General features: G+C 33.9%; 20 protein-coding genes. 11 read left to right on the top strand and 9 right to left on the bottom strand.

The features are described 5' to 3' along the window. Window positions 1-3: 3 nt before the first annotated feature. A complete protein-coding gene (locus JJQ60_RS08535) occupies window positions 4-1,266 on the bottom strand; it encodes a putative DNA modification/repair radical SAM protein (RefSeq protein WP_201919689.1) in 1,263 nt (420 codons plus the stop codon). Continuing rightward, complete coding sequence (locus JJQ60_RS08530) at window positions 1,256-1,639, bottom strand: endonuclease domain-containing protein (RefSeq protein ID WP_201918667.1); 384 nt, start codon at window positions 1,637-1,639, stop codon at window positions 1,256-1,258. The genes JJQ60_RS08535 and JJQ60_RS08530 overlap by 11 nt, the downstream gene beginning before the upstream one ends. A 178-nt stretch (window positions 1,640-1,817) precedes the next feature. Between JJQ60_RS08530 and JJQ60_RS08525 the strand changes: the two genes are divergently transcribed. Continuing rightward, the gene (locus tag JJQ60_RS08525; RefSeq protein ID WP_201918665.1) at window positions 1,818-2,591 is read left to right on the top strand and encodes an XRE family transcriptional regulator; all 774 of its coding nucleotides are present in this window, start codon (window positions 1,818-1,820) and stop codon (window positions 2,589-2,591) included. On the opposite strand, the gene JJQ60_RS08520 is transcribed toward JJQ60_RS08525, so the two are convergent. Further along, window positions 2,581-3,582: an App1 family protein gene (locus tag JJQ60_RS08520; protein WP_201918663.1), complete on the bottom strand. Its 1,002-nt coding sequence runs from the start codon at window positions 3,580-3,582 to the stop codon at window positions 2,581-2,583. The genes JJQ60_RS08525 and JJQ60_RS08520 overlap by 11 nt on opposite strands. A gap of 79 nt (window positions 3,583-3,661) precedes the next feature. Then, window positions 3,662-5,938: a sodium-translocating pyrophosphatase gene (locus JJQ60_RS08515; RefSeq protein ID WP_201918661.1), complete on the bottom strand. Its 2,277-nt coding sequence runs from the start codon at window positions 5,936-5,938 to the stop codon at window positions 3,662-3,664. A 503-nt stretch (window positions 5,939-6,441) separates the two neighbouring features. On the opposite strand from JJQ60_RS08515, the gene JJQ60_RS08510 reads away from it, so the two are divergent. After that, entirely contained in the window at window positions 6,442-7,119 is a 678-nt protein-coding gene (locus tag JJQ60_RS08510; protein WP_201918660.1) for a hypothetical protein, read from the top strand. A 77-nt stretch (window positions 7,120-7,196) separates the two neighbouring features. On the opposite strand, the gene JJQ60_RS08505 is transcribed toward JJQ60_RS08510, so the two are convergent. From JJQ60_RS08505 to JJQ60_RS08495, 3 genes are all read right to left on the bottom strand, one after another. Further along, complete coding sequence (locus JJQ60_RS08505) at window positions 7,197-7,727, bottom strand: inorganic diphosphatase (protein ID WP_201918658.1); 531 nt, start codon at window positions 7,725-7,727, stop codon at window positions 7,197-7,199. A 192-nt stretch (window positions 7,728-7,919) separates the two neighbouring features. Then, window positions 7,920-10,415: a DUF5686 and carboxypeptidase-like regulatory domain-containing protein gene (locus tag JJQ60_RS08500; protein ID WP_201918656.1), complete on the bottom strand. Its 2,496-nt coding sequence runs from the start codon at window positions 10,413-10,415 to the stop codon at window positions 7,920-7,922. A 126-nt stretch (window positions 10,416-10,541) separates the two neighbouring features. Beyond that, window positions 10,542-11,519 carry a pyruvate dehydrogenase complex E1 component subunit beta gene (locus tag JJQ60_RS08495; protein WP_201918654.1) on the bottom strand — a complete coding sequence of 326 codons (978 nt, stop codon included), beginning with the start codon at window positions 11,517-11,519 and terminating at the stop codon, window positions 10,542-10,544. A 163-nt stretch (window positions 11,520-11,682) separates the two neighbouring features. Between JJQ60_RS08495 and JJQ60_RS08490 the strand changes: the two genes are divergently transcribed. The 9 genes from JJQ60_RS08490 to JJQ60_RS08450 all read left to right on the top strand — a co-directional run bounded on the left by JJQ60_RS08490 (window position 11,683) and on the right by JJQ60_RS08450 (window position 19,861). Then, window positions 11,683-12,429, top strand: a complete 747-nt coding sequence (locus JJQ60_RS08490) for an electron transfer flavoprotein subunit beta/FixA family protein (RefSeq protein ID WP_201918652.1) — start codon at window positions 11,683-11,685, stop codon at window positions 12,427-12,429. A gap of 11 nt (window positions 12,430-12,440) precedes the next feature. Beyond that, window positions 12,441-13,409: an electron transfer flavoprotein subunit alpha/FixB family protein gene (locus JJQ60_RS08485; protein WP_201918650.1), complete on the top strand. Its 969-nt coding sequence runs from the start codon at window positions 12,441-12,443 to the stop codon at window positions 13,407-13,409. 86 nt (window positions 13,410-13,495) lie between these two features. Continuing rightward, window positions 13,496-14,113, top strand: a complete 618-nt coding sequence (locus tag JJQ60_RS08480; protein WP_201918648.1) for a bifunctional nuclease family protein — start codon at window positions 13,496-13,498, stop codon at window positions 14,111-14,113. A 66-nt stretch (window positions 14,114-14,179) separates the two neighbouring features. Next, window positions 14,180-15,880 (top strand): NupC/NupG family nucleoside CNT transporter, encoded by a 1,701-nt coding sequence (locus JJQ60_RS08475; RefSeq protein ID WP_201918646.1) that lies wholly within the window; start codon window positions 14,180-14,182, stop codon window positions 15,878-15,880. A gap of 153 nt (window positions 15,881-16,033) precedes the next feature. Continuing rightward, on the top strand, window positions 16,034-16,858 hold the full coding sequence (locus JJQ60_RS08470) for a thymidylate synthase (RefSeq protein ID WP_201918644.1): 825 nt from the start codon (window positions 16,034-16,036) through the stop codon (window positions 16,856-16,858). A 24-nt stretch (window positions 16,859-16,882) separates the two neighbouring features. Continuing rightward, window positions 16,883-17,302 (top strand): energy transducer TonB, encoded by a 420-nt coding sequence (locus JJQ60_RS08465; protein WP_201918642.1) that lies wholly within the window; start codon window positions 16,883-16,885, stop codon window positions 17,300-17,302. Window positions 17,303-17,407: 105 nt separating this feature from the next. Beyond that, on the top strand, window positions 17,408-18,574 hold the full coding sequence (gene egtB, locus JJQ60_RS08460; RefSeq protein ID WP_201918640.1) for an ergothioneine biosynthesis protein EgtB: 1,167 nt from the start codon (window positions 17,408-17,410) through the stop codon (window positions 18,572-18,574). Between the two features lie 11 nt (window positions 18,575-18,585). Next, a complete protein-coding gene (locus JJQ60_RS08455) occupies window positions 18,586-19,560 on the top strand; it encodes an L-histidine N(alpha)-methyltransferase (protein WP_201918639.1) in 975 nt (324 codons plus the stop codon). A 19-nt stretch (window positions 19,561-19,579) separates the two neighbouring features. Further along, window positions 19,580-19,861 carry a DUF427 domain-containing protein gene (locus tag JJQ60_RS08450; RefSeq protein ID WP_201918637.1) on the top strand — a complete coding sequence of 94 codons (282 nt, stop codon included), beginning with the start codon at window positions 19,580-19,582 and terminating at the stop codon, window positions 19,859-19,861. A 32-nt stretch (window positions 19,862-19,893) separates the two neighbouring features. Here the strand turns inward: JJQ60_RS08450 and JJQ60_RS08445 are convergent, their stop codons facing one another. Both JJQ60_RS08445 and JJQ60_RS08440 read right to left on the bottom strand, forming a co-directional pair. Beyond that, the gene (locus JJQ60_RS08445) at window positions 19,894-20,847 is read right to left on the bottom strand and encodes an NHL repeat-containing protein (protein ID WP_201918635.1); all 954 of its coding nucleotides are present in this window, start codon (window positions 20,845-20,847) and stop codon (window positions 19,894-19,896) included. A gap of 199 nt (window positions 20,848-21,046) precedes the next feature. Next, on the bottom strand, window positions 21,047-21,568 hold the full coding sequence (locus JJQ60_RS08440; protein ID WP_201918633.1) for a helix-turn-helix domain-containing protein: 522 nt from the start codon (window positions 21,566-21,568) through the stop codon (window positions 21,047-21,049). Window positions 21,569-21,838: the final 270 nt, after the last annotated feature.

The following is a 21,838-nucleotide window of genomic DNA, read 5'->3' as shown; positions in this document are numbered from 1 at the left end:
GATTTAAGAAAAAAGAGATAATTGTTGATTAAAATATTTCTTGTATTTGGTGTTAGAACTCTTTAGTATCTTGTTTTTTAAGCTAAAAGGTGTTAGGTCTTTCTTATAAAAGTCTTTTGAATTGCAAGTGATAAAATATTGAGCCCTGTTTATTGCTATACCAATTGCTTTAAGGTGTGTCCAATCTAAATTTCTATAGGTTCTTGCTTGTATAATTTTGGATACAGATTGCATTCCTATTCCTGGTATTCTAGCCAACATTCTTTTATTGGCTTTGTTAATATCAATAGGGAAGAGATGTAGATTTCGTAATGCCCAGCTTAATTTTGGATCTATATCCAGATCTAAGTTTTTATGAGAATCATTTAACAACTCTGCGACCGAGAAGCCATAAAATCTGAGCAGCCAATCGGTTTGGTATAATCTATTTTCCCTAAGAATGGGTACTTCTGTTTTAAGGGAAGGAAGTCGATTGTCTTCTAAAACTGGAATATAACCAGAATAATATACTCTTCTCATATTATACTTTTTGTAATAATATGCTGCAGAGTACATAATGTCTCTATCGGTTTCGCCAGTAGCACCTATGATCATTTGTGTACTTTGCCCGGCGGGTGCGTATCTTGGAGTACTTTTAATAATTTTTCTTTCATTTTTGTATTGAATGATTTCATTTCTTACTTTTTTCATTGGCTTTATGAAATCTTCATGTTTTTTATCGGGAGCAAGTAACTTGAGTCCTGAAATTGTTGGGATTTCAATATTTACGCTCAACCGATCCGCATATAATCCGGCCTTACGCATTAATTCATCACTGGCACCTGGTATTGACTTGAGGTGGATATAACCATTAAAATTTTCTTCTAAACGTAGTTTTTTAGCAACAGAAATTAGACGCTCCATCGTATAATCAGCATTTTTAAAAATACCAGAGCTTAAGAAAAGCCCTTCGATGTAATTTCTTCTATAAAAATTGATAGTAAGATCTACTACTTCTTGAATTTTGAAGGCTGCACGTTTTATATCATTGCTTTTTCGGGTCACGCAGTATGCACAATCATAAATACAATAATTTGTAAGTAAAATTTTAAGTAAAGAAACGCAACGACCATCTTCAGTATAACTATGGCATATACCCATAGTAGTTGTATTACCTAGTCCTTTGTTTGGGTTTGCTCTTTTGCTTCCGCTACTGGCACATGAAACATCGTATTTGGCGGCATCGGCCAGGATAGATAATTTTTCTTTAATTCTATCAAACGACATATTGATGGGTAATTGAGGATTCAATTTGACCTTTTAGTATCCTAAAAACCTCATCCATATCAATTAAAATCTGATAATCTGTAAAACGTAATACTGTTATATCTAATGAAGAAATAAATAGTTTTTTTGGAGCATCCTGATTATGAATTTCTGAAAACTCATGCGCATATCCGTCGATTTCAATAGCGATTCTAAGTTCAGAACAATAGAAATCAAAATTATAACGCCCAATCTTTTGGTTTTTAATGAAGTAATATCCTTTTTTCTGTAATTCTAACTCTAGGATGTCGATAGTCTTGGTGGTATTATTTAAAGAATGACGGATAACTTCTTCAGGTGCTTTTTGATATAAAGGAACGATTTGTGAAGACATATGGTTGATTTTAGTAGTAATTTTTCCAAATTTATGGAAAAATTCCATATAAATTAAAATTTAATTATGTTAAAATTGGAAATATTCCAAAAAAATGTATCTTTGTTTAAGTAATTATCCCAAACAATAGTTAGAAGTTAAATACTTACTTTATGGTTAAAAATTAAATTGGAATCCTATGGATAATTCAGCTGACCAAACCATTAAGCGGTTTAAACAAATCCGCGAAGAGAACCATTATACCCAATCAGATTTTGCACAGGTATTACAGATTAAAAATTCTACTGCAGATATTGAGCGAGGTAAGACAAAAATTTCAGGAAAAGTTGTTACACGATTACTACAAGAATTTAATATAAATCCTCTTTGGCTATTTGGAGAGAGCGATCAAAAAAGGCTAGAGTTGCATAATGGTAATGTTGCACCAAAAGTGATCACTGTGGATTCTCTTAATAATGAGAATATAGTATTAGTAAATGTAAAAGCTGCTGCTGGATACCCACATAATGTTCAGGATTTAGATTGGTATCAACAATTACCTGCATTTGATATCCCGCTTCCAGAATATAGAAATGCTACGTATAGAGGGTTTCAGGTAGAAGGGGATAGTATGTTGCCGGTTTTAGAACCCAAAGAGTGGGTAATCGGTAAAGCAGTAAATAACCTTTCTGAAATAAGTAGTAATGCAATTTGTGTTGTTGTTTTAGAAGATAGTGTTGTTGTAAAGAAAATTAGAAAAAATGAAGACTCCTCTGTAATTACCCTGGTCTCTTTAAATTCAGAATATTTACCATACACTATTAATACGCATCAAATTGTTGAGCTTTGGGAGGTAAATAGTAAACTAAGCTTTAATATTGACGCCAATTCTGATACAGCTAGTATCAAACAATTACAAGAAGCAATGTTAGCTTTAACCTCTGAAGTGAGAAATTTGAAAACTAGTGTATAAACCCATTTTTTCTTGCATGCTTTATAGCCTGATCCGAGGTTTGAACAAGTAAAATTGGTGAAGAATCATAAGAGGCTATTAATCTTTTGATTCGTTTTTCTTTTCGTCGATGATTTACACTTCTTAAATAGATCGCTAAAATGCGACCAGGCTGCTCTTTCGCAATTTTTGTATAAATATCGGCATCTTTTTCTCCACTATCACCAATAAGAATAAAGTTCATATCGGGATACATTTTCAAAAGATTCAAAATTTCCGATTGTTTATGAGGTATTTTTGGTTTTGGAGTTTTGTCAAAAGGAGTTCTAAAATCTCTAAGTAAAATTGGCCCTTTAGGAAAATGATTTTTTCTAAAAAATGCACTTAAATAATCATACAAATTCCACGGGCTGTTACTTACGTAAAAAAATGGATTTACAGGGGCGTTGCTTTTTCCAAGATGTAATTTTTTATAAAATTTTACGGTACCCTCAATAGCGGTGCGTTTATCAAAGTTTTTGAAAATAGTATTAGCAATAACCCTCCACTTAAAAAAAGAAGCTACTCCTGTATGCAAAATAGTGTCGTCTATGTCGCTTATAATACCAAATTCTGCTGCGTTTGATGGGATAAGCATTTGACTTGAAAAAGAATTATTGTTGTTTATCTTTTTATTAATACTATCTTTTTTATAGGAAGCTGTGTAGTTAGTCCAGCCTTCTTTGTTAATCTGTTTGGTGTCTATTGAAATATCCAGCTCCAGGTGGTAGTATCCTTCATGATCAGTAACCGTTTCTACAATTTTACCGTCAGGAAGTGTAAGTGTAATCGGGGCGTTTCTAATTTCGTCACTTTCAAATTGTCTGTAGATATTTCTTAAGGTTCTAAAAACACCTTGATTAGCGCTAAAATCAATATTTTCATCTTCAAGAGCTCTCCCGGTGGCACGAAATAGAGTAGCAGTGCCATACCCTAAGTAAGTGTTAATACGTAAAGCTTTCTTCTTAAACATGAAAAAAAAGTGGATTTTGTTATAAAAATAAACAACCTCGCTCAAAGAGCGAGGTCGTATATGTATAATTTTATATTTTTTATTTCGAAATTGATTCTATTACTGCAATTTTGGTATCAGATATTTCAGTTTTTTCAACTTCTATATCCTTCTTAGAAGATGATTCAGTACTCTCAATATTCTGATCGGCAACAGCAGTTTCTTGATGGTGCCCGCCTAGTATTGGAGCAATCACTAAACCAACCAAACAAGTTAGTTTGATTAAAATGTTCATTGATGGTCCAGATGTATCTTTAAACGGGTCTCCAACAGTATCACCAGTTACTGCTGCTTTATGAGCATCAGAGCCTTTGTATGTCATTTCTCCATCGATTTCAACACCAGCTTCAAATGATTTTTTTGCATTGTCCCATGCGCCACCAGCATTGTTTTGAAAAATGGCCCACATTACACCAGATACACAAACTCCAGCCATATATCCTCCAAGAGGTTCTGCACCAAATAATAATCCAATGATAATTGGAGTGATAATAGTGATTAATCCAGGTAAAATCATTTCTTTTAAAGCCGCTTTAGTTGAAATGTCAACACATTTAGCATATTCTGGGGTTCCTGTACCTTCCATAATCCCAGGAATCTCCTTAAACTGTCGACGTACTTCTTGTACCATTTCCATTGCGGCTTTACCAACAGATTTCATTGCTAAAGCAGAAAATATAACCGGAATCATACCTCCAACAAATAACATAGCAAGTACATCGGCTTTAAAAATATTGATACCATCAATACCCGTAAATGTTACATATGCAGCAAATAAGGCTAGTGCAGTTAATGCAGCAGACGCAATAGCAAAACCTTTACCTACGGCTGCAGTGGTATTTCCTACAGAATCCAGAATGTCGGTACGTTCACGTACATGATCTTCTAACTCACTCATTTCTGCCACCCCTCCAGCATTATCAGCAATAGGTCCAAAAGCATCAATTGCTAACTGCATTGCAGTGGTTGCCATCATTGCAGAGGCTGCCAAGGCTACCCCATAAAAACCGGCAAGTTCATACGATCCATATATCGCAGCTGCAAATAAGATTACAGATAAGAATGTTGATTTCATACCAACAGCAAGACCGGCAATAATGTTTGTTGCTGCTCCTGTAGAACTGTTTTGAACAATATCTAATACGGGTTTTTTACCCAAACTTGTGTAATATGCAGTAACTACAGATATTAACGCACCTACAGCAAGACCAATTAGTGTAGAATAGAAAACATTCATAGAAGATACTTCTTTAGCTCCTTCTCCAAAAAAGTTCATCGTCATTGTCTTTGGAAGCATTAAATCAATTAAGAAATAACTGGCGATAACAGTTAAAATGATTGCTGCCCAATTACCTAAATCTAACGCTTTTTGAACCTGGGCCTCTTTAGCTTCATTATTTTTAACTCCCACTAAGAAGGTACCAATAATCGATGCTAAAATACCAACTCCGGCTATAACTATTGGTAGTAAAATTGGACCCATATTACCAAAATCATCAGTAAACTGAGAGGTTGTTGACATATCTCTGATCACGTAGTTACCTAAAACCATTGCGGCTAGTACAGTTGCTACATAAGATCCAAACAGGTCGGCTCCCATACCGGCAACATCACCAACGTTATCACCTACATTATCAGCAATAGTAGCTGGATTACGAGGGTCATCTTCAGGGATGCCAGCTTCTACTTTACCTACAAGGTCGGCGCCAACATCGGCTGCTTTGGTGTAAATACCGCCACCAACACGCGCAAATAATGCAATAGACTCTGCGCCCAAAGAAAACCCGGCAAGAGCCTCAAGTACAATAGTCATATTAGTATAAAAAGATCCTTCATCTCCCATAAATTGATTAGTAAAGAACATAAAGAACAAGCTTAATCCTAATACAGCAAGGCCAGCAACACCAAGTCCCATTACTGTTCCGCCACCAAAAGATACTTTTAGCGCTTGCGGTAGACTAGTTTTTGCAGCTTCCGCAGTTCTTGCGTTGGCTTCAGTTGCTATACGCATACCAATATTTCCAGCAAGAGCGGAAAATATAGCTCCAAAAACAAAAGCCGGAACAATCATCCAGCTTGTAGTTTCTACAATCATTGAAATGCCAAATAACGCAGCTGATGCAATAACAACAAAAATTACTAACAATCTATATTCTGCTGCGAGGAATGCCAGAGCACCTTCTTTAATACTTTTAGAAATTTCTTGCATTTTTTCGTTACCAGGAGCTTGTTTTTTTACCCAAGCCATTTTGATAAACATAAAAAGTAACCCTAAAATTGCCAATGCAATTGGCACAAAGATCATATTTGATTCCATTAATTATAGTTTAAGTTAATTAGTCGCTAAAAGTAGTAAAAATACCCTAAATACAAAAAGCGCAATATTTATTATAAAATATTGCGCTTTTGTGAGTTTTATGATTTAGAATTTAGCAAATGTTAAATAAAATACAAATATTATGATTAGAATGATTTTATGTCAATAGAGAAAGTTTGTTTATCCTAAAAATATATCTAATTGACCTTATTGATTCTTATTTATTTAGGATTGGATTTTGAAAATTAACTTCTTCTAAAATTAAACTCTAGATTAATATAAAAACCCTTTTGGCTTTCTTCAAAATATCATATGTGCACTACATCTCTGTAACAACTCAATTTCACCGAAAAAGGTGATGTTGTAAAGATTTTTGAATCCTATTTTTGACATCAATTCCTGACAAAGAGATCGTATTTGTGTAGCGTATGTCTTTTACCCTTTTATAGTGGTGTCATGGATTTTTAATGTTATAATTTTAGTAATAAGTAAAAGCAAAAAAAATGAGGATTTTTAATTTTAAAGTATTGTGTAGGGCAATATGTATTTTGGGTATTGGATTATTCTTGGCGAATTGTGAAGGAGAAGATGGAATAAATGGATTAGATGGTACTGATGGAATAAATGGAGAAAACGGATTAGATGGTGAGAATGGAGAAAACGGTGTTGGTTTTGACGAATTATCGAAATATGGTAGTATAACCTTAAATATCTCTGGTACAAGAGCAGATGGAGAGGCGTTTACTCACGATGAAGAACTGAAATTTATCACTAATGAAGAGGGTGCTAACTATTTTAATACTGAAGGTTCTACGTTGACGTTTGAAGTAGATAGAGCAAATTCTCCAGGGGTTAATGTTAATAAATCGGCAGGCAGCGCAGCTGGTTTTTATTTAGAGGTTACCGATGATTCTGATTTTGGTGATATTGGGTTTTTTCTCCAAAATTATACCATTCTCTCAGATGATCTAAAGCTTTTTACCCTAGATACCTATGTTGAAAGCGGGGATAAAAGTTCTAGTTTAAGCGTAACAGATTATAGTTTTGATACAACAACCAATGAATTGAAGTGCTCTTTTGTTGTAGAAATAGAAAATGAGCGTACAACAGGTAATGATATGACAATATCGGCTACGATAGATGTTGTTGTGTTTGAGAATATAAATATTATTAGAAGATAAAAGACAAAATAATATATAAATAAAAAAAAGGTGCAAATCTAATTTGCACCTTTTTTATGACTTAAACTTATAAAGCATTAAGCTATGCTAAACAATCCTTTTGGTTTGTCTTCAAGTTCTTCAAAACGTTTTACACAAGCTTTAATGATATCTTTAGCTTCATCGATATTACCCCAGCCGCCTACATCAACTTTTTTCTCTTCTAAATCTTTGTATACCTGGAAGAAGTGTTCAATCTCTTTTATCAAGTGTGGGTTCATTTCTTTTAAATCAGCCAATCTGTTAGCTATTGGATCTGATACGGGTACACAAATGATTTTTTCATCTGGACCTTTTTCGTCTGCCATATGAAAAACACCAATAGGTTTTACTTCCATCACACATCCAGGGAATGTAGGTTCAGTAACTAATACTAATACATCTAACGGATCACCATCTAGAGCTAATGTCTCTGGAATAAAACCGTAATCTGCAGGATACATCATCGATGAAAATATCATACGATCATATCGTATCTTTTTTATATCAAAATCGTATTCATATTTGTTACGACTTCCTTTTGGAATTTCAATAAGTACGTCAAAGCTTTCTTTAGTAGCTGCGCTCATAATTTTTGTTTTCTATTTAATGGGCGGCAAAGATAAGTATTACAAGGGGTTAGTTAAAATTTATCTAAAGAAAATCTTGTCTTTTTTGTTAAATCTTATTCTAGAGGTAACCTATAACGTTTTCAGAGCGATACAAAACGATTGTTTTTATCATTTTATGAGATAAATCTTCAGAGATATATTTCAAATTATTTAGAAATAGAAACCAAAAGAACCTGTAACTCCAAATTTACGAGCATCAGGGTTGTCAAAATAGTTTCCTCTAAAATGGAAATCAATTCTAAAAATTTTGAAGATATTACCCACTCCTAAACTATATTCCCAATAGACTTCATCTTCTGGAGCAATTAAAATTTCATTAGAAGGAGCACTTAATAGGATGTTTTCATCTGACAATTGTCCCCATGCTCCTCGAATTCCTACTAGTTCTCTAAGGTTTAATTTTCGGAGCAATGGTATTCTTGAGAATATTCGCCCATTAAAATTGTGTTCCAAATGTAGAGTAGCATAAGTGTCGGTTACAAACTCGTAAAAATTGAGTAGAGGAAATGTATTGTAGATAGATAAGTAGGTTTGGTTACCAGGAATAACACTTAATAACCCTAGTGGTACATCTCCAAAAGTTTTACCAACTTCTAAGGTGCTATTCAGCCTACCAAAACCACCAATATTCCAAGGTTGCTGGTATAAGAATTGGATTTTCTGATATTCAAAATCGCTTTCGATAATGTCCTGTAACCCTACGCTATAGTTTAAGAAAAGAGTCGCAAAATCACCCTGGTTAACCGTGATTCGATCGACTCCATAACCTGTGGTTTTGCGCCCAGGAAAATAGGCGAGAGATGTTGCAATTTCTGTTTGCTGTATTTCTGTTTGTAATTCTCCGGTAGCGGGATCAACAAAATCAAGACTAAATAGGGATCGATCTGCGGGTTTTAAATTTCTGTACGATCCTGTAACTCCTACGGTAAAGTTTTTTCTGGGTTCTAATTGCATAGAAAATGCAGATAAATTAATAGAGGTCAATCTAGTATTATCTCCAGTGGCTATTACAGATGACGAAGCAAGGCTTCTGCCTTCTACGTCATTGGTGTTGGTTAAGCTAGCTCCTAATTGTTCTACATCTCTACGATTTCCGGCCGATACTATTAATCTGGATTTTCGATCTACCAAATACTTTCCGGATATGCCATATTTGAATTTATTGTCTTTAAAGCCATAGGCTCCATATCCTTCTATACGCCATCTGTCATTAGAAGTAAAATAGGTTCTACCTCCTGCACGTAGTCTCCAACCTTCAATATCATTGAATCCCACAGTTGAAAACAAAGGTCCAAAATCAAACCCATTAAATTCTATATATCCCGTAGCTAAAATTGTTCCGATATTATAAAGTCGCTTAAATGCTTTTACTGTGCGAAGTGTGTCAAGCAATTTGTAGACTTTTTGTTCATCTTTGTTCAGTTCTTCCATACGGGCATTTTTCCAGAACGAATCTTCACGATTGTATATGTCCTGATCATATGGATCTACTTGGGTTTGATAAAACTTTTTATCTTTCTTTATGTTGAATTTATAATTGTCGTATAGTGTGGTTCTTTTACCGTATACCCCACGTGATTTTTCTTTCTTACTGAAAGCAAAATCAGATTGAAAATAATCTTTTGTGATTAGAAAAATGGAATCATTTAATACATCAAACTCTTGTTCAATATATAAATCTTTTACCCAGTTTATATTAGCACTTTTTGTAACTTCAAGGTTGATCTCCTTGATAGCCCATGTGGTATCATTTACCCAAAAATCTCCTTTAAAGGTAAGTTCGTTTTTACGCCTTGGATAGTATATGATATTATAACACCATTTATTGCCTATATAGGCACTGTCAGAAAGAATGTAATTATATACACCAACTCCGGTACGTGATAGCGGACTTGTAAAACTTTTATCAAAGAATTTTAAGTAATTTTCATATACATCATAGTCGGAATATAAATCTTTAACGAAAGCAATTAGCGTTTGATTATCACTAAATCCGGCATTTTTATTTCCGGTTAATACTTCTTTATATTCATTTATTTGATTATCCCCATATACTTTTGAAATGGCTTCGTTTAGAAAGATTGGGAGATACGTTTTTCCTGTAATTCTGGAGGTGTCTATATCGTCAAAAATAAACTCCATACCATTGAAAATTCTACTATTAATTAAAGCGCTATCAATAGTATTTAGATCAAATTCTAATTTTTCGTACTTGTCGTATGTGTATTGTTTAAATTTTTTGACTCCATTTACCCGTCGATTATCCCATATCTTCTTTAGAATATCGATAGCAGGATTATTTTTCTTAGAGGTTTTACCTTTATATATAACGACTTCATCTAAAGATGCAGCTTCTTCTTCTAGAGTTATCTGCATTTTATATGTAACTCGCTTATTAAGAGCTATCGTTTTTGTTTGAAAACCAATAAATGAAACTTTGATGTCAGAATGGTTATTATCTGACTCCATGTAAAAATTACCGTTTTCATCTGTAATAGTACCAATTGTAGAGTTTACAAATACAACATTTGCAAAAGGAATAGGTTGTTTGTTGCTATCATATACTTGCCCACCAACTTTAGTTTGCGAAAGGAGAGCTGTGCAGCTAAATACAGCAAGAATTACTCCTAAAATAATTTTTTTCATCTAAAGTTATTATAGTTAATACTTATGATAGTTAGTGGATGCATCAATTTTTAGGCCATTTTTGAGGGTTAGGATATCAAGGCTGCATTCCTAAAATTGATGAAACGTAAAATAAAAAAGTAAATTTTATTTGTACATCACTTTTTTTACGGCTTTAACTACATCCTTGCTATTTGGTAACCACTCTTCTAATAAAACAGGAGAATAAGGGGTTGGTGTATCTGCCGTATTAATTTTTATAATAGGTGCATCCAGATAGTCAAAGATATTAGATTGAACCTGATAAGTGATTTCTGAAGCAATGTTGGCAAGAGGCCATGCTTCTTCAAGGATAATTAGTCGATTAGTTTTTTTAACTGAAGTGAAAATAGCATCAAGATCTAAAGGACGAACAGTTCTTAGATCGATAATTTCACAAGAAATATTTTCTTTAGCAAGCTCATCCGCTGCTTTATAGGCTTCTTTTATAATTTTTCCAAAAGAAATAATAGTAACATCGTTACCTTCTCTTTTGGTTTCTGCTACACCTAATGGAATTGTATATTCACCTTCTGGAACTTCTCCTTTATCACCATACATTTGTTCGCTTTCCATAAAGATAACCGGATCATCATCTCTAATGGCAGCTTTTAATAATCCTTTTGCATCTTTAGGGTTTGAAGGAACTACTACCTTTAGCCCTGGTGTATTAGCAAACCAGTTTTCGAAAGCTTGTGAGTGTGTCGCCCCTAATTGACCAGCAGAAGCTGTAGGACCTCTAAAAACAATAGGGATATTAAATTGCCCTCCACTCATTTGACGCATTTTTGCAGCGTTATTTATAATTTGATCGATCCCTACCAATGAAAAGTTAAAGGTCATAAATTCTATAATAGGTCGATTACCATTCATAGCACTTCCTACTCCAATACCAGCAAAACCTAATTCAGAGATAGGAGTATCCAAGACACGATCGGGTCCAAATTCATCTAGCATACCTTTACTAGCTTTGTAGGCTCCATTGTACTCTGCAACTTCTTCACCCATTAAATAAATGGATTCATCTCGGCGCATCTCTTCGCTCATTGCTTCGCAAATTGCTTCTCTGAATTGTATCGTTTTCATGTGTAAAAAATTGTTTTTTGCTATAACGAAAGGCAAAAGTAGCAATTAAAACGCTTAGGAGGCAGTGGAATATTAAAAAATTTATTATGCACGCATAGTAAATTTGACATTTTATTTGTACCTTCGCATTTATTATTAAATTCTCAAAAAATACCTATATAAAATGAAGATATTAGTTTGTATTAGCCATGTGCCGGACACAACTTCCAAAATTAATTTTACGGATGGGGATACTAAGTTTGATACTAATGGTGTGCAATTTGTGATTAATCCAAATGATGAATTTGGTTTAACTCGTGCAATGTGGTTTAAAGAAAAACAAGGAGCATCTGTAGATGTTGTAAATGTTGGTGGCCCTGAGACAGAACCTACACTACGTAAAGCGCTAGCTATAGGTGCAGATAATGCAATACGAGTAAATACTGAAGCTACTGATGGTTTTTATGTTGCTAAACAATTGGCAAAAGTCGTTCAGGATGGAGGTTATGACCTTGTTATTGGAGGTAGAGAGTCGATAGATTATAATGGCGGTATGGTGCCAGGTATGGTTGCTGCCATTACTGGTGCTAATTTTGTGAATACTTGTATCGGTTTAGAGATAGAAGGTGATGTGGCGACTGCTATTCGTGAAATAGATGGAGGTAAAGAAACATCTACAACTAAATTACCTTTGGTTGTTGGAGGTCAAAAAGGACTTGTTGAAGAAAGTGATTTGCGTATACCAAATATGCGTGGGATTATGATGGCTCGTAAGAAACCATTAACTGTTGTTGATCCAGTTGATGCTGATCACGAAACTAAGGCCGTTCAGTTTCAGAAACCAGCTCCTAAAGGAGATGTGAAACTAGTATCTCCAGATAATGTACAGGAGCTTATAGATTTATTACATAACGAAGCAAAAGCTATTTAAAAGAAAAAAATATGTCAGTTTTAGTATATACAGAAAGTGAAGGAGGAAAGTTTAAAAAAGCAGCTTTCGAAGTAGCATCTTATGCAAAAGAAGTAGCGACTATGTTGGGAACAACAGTTACTGCAATAAGTATTAATGGAGGAGATAGTAGCGAGTTAGGAACTTATGGTGTTGATAAGGTATTAGAAGTAAAAGACGATAAATTGTCTGGGTTTAATGCAAAAGCATATGCTGATGCGATCAAACAAGCTGCTACGCAAGAAGCTTCTAAAGTTGTTGTGGTAAGTTCTTCTGCAGACAGTAAGTTTTTAGCTCCATTATTAGCTGTAAACCTTAATGCAGGGTATGCATCTAACGTGGTTGCATTACCAGAAAGTGCAGCTCCTTTTAAAGTAAAACGTACAGCATTTACAAATAAAGCATTTAATATTACCGAGATGTCAACAGATGTTAAGGTAATTGGATTGTCTAATAATGCATTTGGACTAAAAGAAAATTCTGGAGCCGCAAGCGCAGAAGCTTTTGCTCCATCGTTATCAGATGCAGATTTTAATGTAAATGTAACATCAGTAGATAAGGCTACAGATAAAGTTTCTATTGCTGATGCCGAGATTGTTGTATCTGGTGGTCGTGGTTTAAAAGGACCGGAGCATTGGGGGATGATTGAAGATCTTGCTGAAGTATTAGGAGCAGCAACAGCATGCTCTAAACCAGTAAGTGATATGGGTTGGAGACCGCATAGTGAACACGTTGGACAAACAGGTAAACCAGTGGCTTCTAACTTGTATATAGCTGTTGGAGTTTCTGGAGCAATACAACATCTTGCAGGGATTAATGCAAGTAAAGTAAAAGTGGTTATAAACAATGACCCAGAAGCACCTTTCTTTAAAGCAGCAGACTACGGAATAGTAGGAGATGCTTTTGAAGTAGTGCCAAGACTTATAGAAAAATTAAAAGAATTTAAGTCGAATAACGCATAATTTTCATAAATTGTGCCCAATTAAGGGCTGTTTGAACTTTGGTAAAAGTCCGTGTGTTCAAACAGCCTTTTTTTATTGAGAGCATTATGAGTTTAGTTCGTCTGAACATAAAAGGAATATCATACAGTCAGACCCAAAATGGTGCATATGCACTAATTTTAAGTGAAGTAGATGGGGAAAGAAAGTTGCCAATAGTAATAGGTGCTTTTGAAGCACAATCTATAGCTATTGCTTTAGAAAAGGAGATCAAACCTCCTAGACCATTAACCCATGATCTTTTTAAAAACTTTGCAGATCGATTTGAGGTTATTGTAAAACAGGTCATTATTCATAAACTTGTTGATGGTGTTTTTTATTCTAGTATCATTTGTGAACGAGATAAGATTGAAGAAATTATAGATGCAAGAACAAGTGATGCTATAGCTCTTGCACTGCGTTTTCAAGCGCCGATATTTACATACAAAAATATATTAGATCAGGCGGGGATATATCTAAAAGTCAATCCCAAAAAAGAAGATGAAAATGATCCAGAAAGTTTATTGGTAGACGAGTTGGTGTCTGAAGATGTTGAAATGGTAGGTAAAGAAACTAGTTACAAAGATCTTTCTCTGGATGAACTTAATAGAATGCTTGATCAGGCTGTTGCAAATGAAGATTATGAACTAGCGGCACGGATCAGAGACGAAATTTCTAAACGAGGCTAGTTTTGCACAACACAATCAAACACTACTTAGGGGTCTAATTATATTTTTTAAATGAGGTCAATTTTTATGAAGAAAGGACTACTAACTTTTCTGTTTTTATTTTCTGTTTTTACAATATCATTTGCGCAATCCATTGAGAAAAAATGGACTTTAGAGAAAAGAGAGAACGCTTCGGGAGAAGTTATGAAAGTTAAAAAAGGAGATTATTTTCAATTTGAAAAAGGCCAATTTTCTTATACTATAAATTCAGAAGAATCCTTACAAGGAGATTATCTGCAACAGCATAATATTTTACTTCTATTTCCTGAAGTTGCAGAAGATTCAATTATAAAATATAAAGTAAATACGATTACAGATTCAACTCTGGTAGTATCAAAAAAAGGAATCTCGTATTTGTTAACAGCGCAAAAAGATACAGCTACTCCTGTTCAGGTTACACAAGTTGATACACTTGTGCCTAACCAGGGGTTTTCTTTTAATAGTTTATGGAGAGGAATACTCGGTATGATTGTACTTTTAATCATAGCGTATTTGTTTAGTAGTAACCGAAAAGCAATTAATTGGAAAACAGTTGGATTAGGTGTTGGATTTCAGGTGATAATTGCCATTGGAGTTTTAAAAGTACCGTTTGTTCAAACGATATTTGAATGGGTAGGAAGTCTATTTGTTAGTGTTTTAGACTTTACTCGAGCAGGAAGTAAATTTCTGTTTGAAGGTTTGGTAGTAGACATGGACACCTTTGGTTTTATATTCGCTTTTCAAGTATTACCGACCATTATATTCTTCTCAGCTTTAACTTCATTATTATTTTATTTAGGGGTTATTCAAAAAGTAGTAAAAGGCTTGGCTTGGTTGTTAACTAAAACGCTAAAGATATCTGGAGCAGAAAGTTTGAGTGTTGCTGGTAACATCTTTTTAGGCCAAACAGAAGCACCTCTATTGATTAAAGCATATTTAGAAAAGATGAATAAGTCTGAAATGCTATTGGTTATGGTAGGTGGTATGGCTACTGTTGCGGGCGCTGTATTGGCAGCTTATATAGGATTTTTAGGAGGAGACGACCCGGTTTTAAGATTACAATTTGCAAAACACCTATTAGCAGCATCAGTAATGGCAGCTCCAGGAGCAATTGTTATTTCTAAAATACTTTTTCCGCAAACGGAAGAAATTAATACAGATGTACATGTTTCTTCAGAAAAAATAGGATCTAATATTTTAGACGCTATAGCAAACGGAACAACTGAAGGCTTAAAATTGGCTGTAAATGTTGGTGCTATGTTATTAGTATTTGTCGCCTTTATTGCTATGTTGAATGGTATATTAAGTTGGGTTGGGGACATTACTTCTGTAAACACATGGATAGCATCAAATACATCTTACGAAAACTTATCTCTTGAACTTATTTTAGGCTATCTTTTTGCGCCATTAATGTGGCTGATTGGAGTTGCTAAAGAAGACATAGCTTTAATGGGGCAACTCCTAGGAATAAAACTAGCTGCTAGTGAGTTTGTTGGTTATATTCAATTAGCAGATTTAAAAAACCCTGCTAATCCATTGCATCTTACGTACAGTAAATCTGTAATTATGGCAACATATATGCTTTGTGGATTTGCAAACTTTGCCTCGATAGGTATACAAATAGGAGGAATAGGTTCTCTGGCACCAGGTCAACGTAAAACATTATCTGAGTTTGGTATGAAAGCATTGATAGGAGGTACAGTAGCTTCATTATTGTCTGCTACCATTGCAGGAATGATTATAGGATAAATATTTCTTTTGTTTTTTAATAAAATCGCATTTTTCATAACAGGTTTATAACTATTTTATAATCTTTGGGTTAAACACACTCTCGAAACCTATTTTTTGTATATTTGAGAAGACTATACAACTTATACAATAACGTAAATAGTAAGAGAGAATATGAGGCAATATCTTGACCTTGTGCGTCATGTAATTGAGAATGGAAATGCAAAAGAAGATCGAACTGGAACAGGTACCAAAAGTGTTTTTGGATATCAAATGCGTTTTGATCTAAGTGAAGGTTTTCCTATGGTAACTACCAAAAAACTTCATTTAAAATCTATAATTCATGAGTTATTATGGTTTTTGAAAGGTGATACTAATATTGAGTATCTTCAAGAAAATGGAGTGCGTATCTGGAATGAATGGGCAGATGAGAATGGAGATCTGGGACCTGTTTATGGTCATCAATGGCGCAATTGGGATAGTAATGAAATTGACCAGATAAAAGAAGTTGTTGAAACACTTAAAAATAATCCGGATAGTAGACGAATGTTAGTTTCTGCCTGGAATCCAAGTGTATTACCAGATACTTCAAAATCTTTTGCAGAAAATGTAGCAAATGGAAAAGCAGCGTTACCACCATGCCATGCGTTTTTTCAATTTTATGTGGCAGATGGTAAACTATCTTGTCAGCTCTATCAACGCAGTGCGGATATCTTTTTGGGAGTTCCGTTTAATATAGCGTCATATGCTTTGTTTACTATGATGATGGCACAGGTATGTGGATATGAGGCTGGTGATTTTATACATACTTTTGGCGATGCACATATATATAATAACCATCTTGAACAATTAGAATTACAGCTATCTAGAGAGCCTCGAAAACTACCTAAAATGGTACTTAATCCAGAGGTAAAAGATATTTTTGGCTTTGTTTTTGATGACTTTACTTTAGTTGACTATGATCCGCATCCTCATATTAAAGGAGCAGTGGCGGTTTAACCCCCAAATTTAAAGTAACACATTATGAAAAAACTATTACTAATATTTGCAATTTTATGTTCTGGATTTTCCTTTGCACAAGGGATTATTCTATCTCAAGAAAATGCGGCCGAAAAAGGGATTACACCGATATGGCCAAAATGTGATCGTTCTAGGCAAACTCCAGCGCAATGTTTTGATAATAAATTAAGGAATCATATCATTGCTAATTTCGAATACCCAGATATTGCATTAGCAGAAGGTTTAGAGGGTACGGTAACCGTAGAATTTATTGTAGATAAAAAAGGTAAAATAGAGGTGTTAGAAGTTACCGGTGCTCATCGATATTTACAAAGAGAAGCGATTCGAATAATTAGAGCAATTCCTAAGATGGAACCTGGTAAATGGGGGAATAAGCCAATTGCAATTGCATATACAGTACCTATTACGTTCATAAAACCATAATACAATATTAATATATTTTAACATTGGATTAACCTTGTTAAAGTTATAACAAAAATAAAAATCAGTAAATTTGAGTGTATTCGTAAATCGAATACACTTTTTTTTATGATTATTACCGATACTTTATTAACCTCTTTTTTAAAGACCCGTTCAGATTCTGAAGAAATTTGTGCTCCTCTTGAAATTGAAGATTACGTAATTCAACCAATAGTAGATGTTTCTCCCCCTAAATGGCATTTAGGACACACAACGTGGTTTTTTGAAGAATTTATATTAGCAAAATATGCCAAGGATTATAAAAGATTTCATCCGGAGTATGCCTACGTTTTTAATAGCTATTATGAAAGCATAGGAAAACGAGTAATACGAACCAACAGAGGTAACCTTTCAAGACCTACCGTGAGTGATGTGTATGAATATAGAGACTATGTAACCTCGCACTTGCAAGCCTTGCTCGAAGAAAATGAGGATAAAGAAATATTCAAATTAGTTGAAATAGGTATACATCATGAGAAACAACATCAAGAGCTTCTTTTAACAGACATAAAGTTTATACTTGGTAATAATCCTCTATTTCCTAAGTATAATGATACTTTCACAGAAAACTCAGCCTCTAATATCTCATCAAAGTATATCACTGTAGAAAGTGGAGTCTATGAAATTGGATATAAAGGAACTGATTTTTGTTATGATAACGAATTAGGAGTGCATAAAGTGTTACTTAATGAATATTCTATTAGTAACAAATTAATAACCAATAAAGAATATCTTGAGTTTATTGATGATAACGGGTATAAAAACAGTTTACTTTGGCACGCCGAGGCTTGGGATTGGATACAAAATGGCGATATTAAATCACCATTGTACTGGTATACCATAGACAAGCAAAGATATCAATATACCTTACAAGGATTAAAAGAATTAAACCCTGAAGCTCCGGTCACTCATATTTCTTATTACGAAGCATTTGCTTTTTCGCAATGGAAAGGACAACGCTTACCCACAGAGTTTGAATGGGAAGTTGCTCAACTTAATTTTAAATGGGGAGAACGATGGGAATGGACAGAAAGTGCATATTCACCCTATCCAAATTATAAAAAGGCCCCAGGTGCTTTAGGTGAGTACAACGGAAAATTCATGGTTAATCAAAAAGTGCTTCGTGGCGGCTCGGTGGCCACACCTCAAAACCATACCAGACCAACATATCGTAATTTTTTTCATCCACAGCTAAGATGGCAATTTACGGGATTGCGATTGGTAAAAGATAACTAATTCCATTTCACATGAATTCTAAAGATCAAAAAGTAATAATATCTACTTTCGAGAAGGAGGTATGCGAAGGTTTAACTGCATTCCCAAAATATCTATCGTCAAAATATTTCTATGATGAAGTTGGAGATGAACTTTTTCAACAAATTATGGCATTGCCCGAGTATTATCTTACAAGAGCAGAATATGAGATCTTTGAGACCCATAAAACTGAAATTGTACAAAGTTTTGACCAGGATAAAGAAGGTTTTGATTTGATAGAACTTGGCGCGGGTGATGGTAAAAAAACAAAAGTATTATTAAAAGAGTTATTGAACCACAAGTATGACTTTGCATATAAACCAATAGATATAAGCGAAAATGCAATTGATGGCCTCGTAAAGAACTTAAATCATGAAATGAAAGAAGTACTTGTTCAGGGGCAAATAGGCGAATATTTTGAAGTATTGGATCGATTAAAACATATTAGTGATCGTAAGAAAGTAATTATGGTTCTGGGATCAAATATTGGAAATTTGTTGCACCCAAGGGCAATTCAGTTTTTAAAAAAATTGTGTAATTCAATGAATTCAAAGGATCTGGTTTTTATGGGATTTGATCAAAAAAAACATCCTCAGAAAGTTTTAGATGCTTATAACGACAAATCTGGAGTAACGGCAGCTTTTAATAAAAATGTGTTAACCAGAATTAATAAAGAACTACGCGGAAATTTTGATTTAGATAAATTTATTCATTGGGAGGTGTATGATCCCGAAAGTGGAACAGCAAAGAGTTATTTGGTTAGCACAGAAAAACAAAAAGTAGATATTGATGATTTATCTCTAGAAGTTCATTTTGAAGCCTGGGAAAGCATACATACAGAAATTTCTCAGAAATATGATGATGATATTGTAAAATGGTTAGCCAAAGAATCGGGTTTAGAGATCGTTAAATCTTTTTCAGATCAGAATAATTATTATAAGGATTACTTGCTTAGAAAAGCAAAATAAGAACTCAAAATTTTAAAAAATGAAAGCAATTTGGAATGGTCAAGTTATAGCAGAAAGTAATGACACAAAAGTTATAGAAAACAACCATTATTTTCCGCCAGAAGCAATAAAAGAAGAATTTTTTAAATCTAGCGATACTCATACTAATTGCCCTTGGAAAGGAGTAGCTTCATACTATACTGTTGAGGTGGACGGAAAAGAAAATCAAGATGCGGCCTGGTACTACCCTGAAACCAGTGATTTGGCAAAACAAATCAAAGGATATGTTGCTTTTTGGAAAGGAGTTGAGGTTGTAGAATAATACACCCCAACTCATTTCGATATCTTTTAAGATTAATGTTCTTTTTCTAATACACGTATAACGGTAGGAGATAATTCGTTGCTATTTCCCGAGTTTGCAACACAATTTATATATATTTTTTTGCCATCCGGACTAAATGCTAAATCGTTTGGTGTTCTTAAGCCTGAAGTTTTAGCATCTCCATCGGTATTTGTTGCACTTCCATCTCCAGCAATTACTTCAACAGAGGTTCCATCCAGGCTTACTTTATAAATTTGACCTAACGAAGCAGCCGTAAGATAGAGTTCTCCATCAAAAGAGGTGATATGAGCATTACCTGTTGAATTTGGGATAGGGGTTAAGATAGAAATCTCTCCAGTAGGTGTAACCTCTAATACATTTCCATCATTAAAATTTACTACATAAATATTTCCTGTGTCTTTTACCCAAGTGATCCCATTTGCACATTTAAAATCAGCACTAGTTGCCAGAATACTAGAATTTCCACTTTGCGTAAACTTGGTAATGGTACCATTTTGGCAACTTAATATATAAATATTCCCATATTTATCTATTGTTATACCCGTAGGTAGTGCTACTTCTTGAGTAAAGAGTTGAGCATTTCCACTTTGATCTATTTTAAAGACCTTGCTTGATAAAAAGTTTGATTGATACAAGTTACCCAAAGCATCAAAATGATTTCCGGTAAGACCTGTAGGTTCAAGATTTGCAAAAAGCTCTGATTCTCCATTTCTTGGGTTTATTTTAAAAATATCAGAACCGTTAATATTGGCTAAACCAACCCCAAAATCGGCAGCATATATGTTTCCGTATACATCTACATCAAGTCCACCTGTTCCGATAGGTAGTGTAGTAAGTGTAGATAATATATATTTTTCTGGAGTAGGAGAAGGAGCGTCATCATCATTTGGAATATAATCGTCTATCCCACATGAATAAAATAAGAGCAAAGTAATCCATAATACTGTAGTAAGAGTTCTCATCATGTTTGTTTTTAAGTTTTAGAAATATGATATGTTTTGTGAAAAACAAATGAATATAAATTCTAACTAAAACTTGTTATTCTTTAGAGGCAGAAGATATTTGCCGTCAAAGATTTACATATTTTTTATGTTATATATGAAAACAATAAATGGTTCATAAATTGTATTCATGAAGGTCAAAGAGAAAAAAGAGGATTGAGTTTTACTCTAGTGTGTTTTTCTTTTGATGTAACTGCTTATATTCAGTAGGAGTTATTTTAGTGAATTTCTTGAAGGCTTTGTAAAATGATACTCGATTATTAAAACCACATGTATATAATATTTCAGACATACTCAAACCAGTAGTGTTGCTCAATTTTTCTTTCGCTTCATCAATTCTGTATTTATTAATAAAATCGAAAAAACTTAGATCAAAATGCTCATTAATTACTTGAGACATATGATGTCTTGAAAGATTAAGTTTTTTCGCCAAATAGTCTAATCTTAGTTCATTATCCAAATAGGGTTTTTCTGTTTCCATATAATGAATCAATCTCGACTTTATTTCTAAGGAGTGATCTTTTCTAAGCCCGGTTTTTCTATATTTTTTAAACGGGAGAACCCTGTCCATAGATAGACCATCAAAAACTTTGGGTTGTAAAAAACCAAAATATGAAAGCAATCCAATAAAAAATGTCATGGAAAAACCAATAAAATAATCAGCTCCTTCGCTTAATACATTCAAGTACACTAAAATAAAATATGACGAAAATGAAATTACATACCCACAAAATGAATAGCTCAACCATTTCAACCATCGCGAATTATTATAACTTTTGACCTTTTGTTTGAAGTAAAGAAAAAGTTGTGAGCAATAAAATAACATTAAAGCAATTATAACTTTAATAAAATGTGGTGTATAGAAATATGCGTAGTACCCAAGTCTATTATTGGTGAGCACTTCAATTTTATCATAAGTAGATAAGAGAAAATAAGGCGAATAATTTATTAAGAC

Source organism: Aquimarina mytili, from assembly GCF_016735115.1.
Taxonomy (GTDB): Bacteria; Bacteroidota; Bacteroidia; order Flavobacteriales; family Flavobacteriaceae; genus Aquimarina; species Aquimarina mytili.
The sequence above is the reverse complement of the archived record's forward strand: the minus strand, read 5'-3'. Positions and strand labels throughout refer to the sequence as shown.